Origin of the sequence: Zoogloea sp. LCSB751, from assembly GCF_002028455.1 — a bacterium.
Classification (GTDB): Bacteria; Pseudomonadota; Gammaproteobacteria; order Burkholderiales; family Rhodocyclaceae; genus Zoogloea.
This window is the reverse complement of the sequence record NZ_MWUM01000065.1, coordinates 1-1,319: the sequence shown is the minus strand read 5'-3', so window position 1 is coordinate 1,319 and position 1,319 is coordinate 1. Positions and strand designations below refer to the sequence as shown.

Genomic DNA, 1,319 nt, shown 5'->3' with positions numbered 1-1,319 from the left:
TCGTCCAGCGCCTTCACTTCGATATACACGGTGTTGGAGCCGGGCTTGCCCGACTCGGGCGGCGCCGCCACTTCGATGGTGACCGACTTGAGCTCTGCGGCATCCAGCTCGATCGGCCCGGCCGGGCTCACCTTCACCCCGTCCAGCCCGCTCGCCGCCAGCGTGTAGCGCCGCGGCTTCTCGGTCATGTTCATCACCTGCAGATTGTACACGTTGGCGATCAGCCCTCCTTCGATCTCCCGGCTCAGCGTCGAGCGGTCCTTGATCACGTCCACCCGCAGCGTCGAACGCGTCGCCAGGCCCCACACGAAGGCCGTGCACAGCGCCACCAGCACGCCGGCGTAGATCAGGATCCGCGGGCGCATCACGTGGCCGAGGATTTCCTTGCGGCCCCAGTGCCGCTTCATCGCGTTCTCGGTGGTGTAGCGGATCAGCCCCTGCGGGTAGTTCATCTTGTCCATCACCTGGTCGCAGGCGTCGATGCAGGCCGCGCAGCCGATGCATTCGTACTGCATGCCGTTGCGGATGTCGATGCCGGTCGGGCAGACCTGCACGCAGATGCCGCAGTCGACACAGTCGCCCTTGCCCACCGTTTTCGGCTCGACGCCTTTGCGCCGCGGGCCGCGCGGTTCGCCCCGCTCGGGGTCGTAGGTGATGACCAGCGTGTCCGGGTCGAACATCACGCCCTGGAAGCGGGCATACGGGCACATGTATTTGCAGACCTGCTCGCGCATCACGCCGGCGAACAGGTAGGTGAAGCCGCCGTAGAAGCAGATCCAGAACAGTTCCCACGGGCCGAAGCTGAACGTCGCCACTTCGCGCAGCAGTTCGTGCATCGGCGTGAAGTAGCCGACCAGCGTGAAGCCCGTCCACAGGGACAGCAGGCCCCAGGTGCCGAACTTGGCGCCCTTGATCGCCAGCTTGCGGGCGCTCAGCGGGGCCTGGTCCAGCTTCATGCGCTGGCTGCGGTTGCCTTCGATCTTCTCCTCGATCCACATGAAGATCTCGGTATAGACGGTCTGCGGGCACGAATAGCCACACCACAGCCGCCCGGCCACCGCAGTGAAGAAGAACAGCGAATAGGCGCTGATGATCAGCAGGATCGCCAGGAAGAACACGTCCTGCGGCCAGAAGATCCACCCAAAGATGTAGAACTTGCGCTCGACCAGGTCGAGCAGCACGGCCTGCCGGCCGTTCCACGGCAGCCAGCACAGGCCGTAGAAGAGGATCTGCGTCGCCCACACCAGGATCCACCGCCACGTTGCAAAGCGCCCTGTCACCGCGCGCGGGTAGACCTTCTGGCGGACGGCGTAGAGGGT

Annotated in this window: 1 protein-coding gene; it reads right to left on the bottom strand. The window is 65.0% G+C overall.

Annotated elements, in window-relative coordinates:
- A partial coding sequence (gene ccoG, locus B4920_RS25730; protein WP_254051061.1) for a cytochrome c oxidase accessory protein CcoG occupies positions 1–1,319 on the bottom strand: 1,319 nt, incomplete at both ends.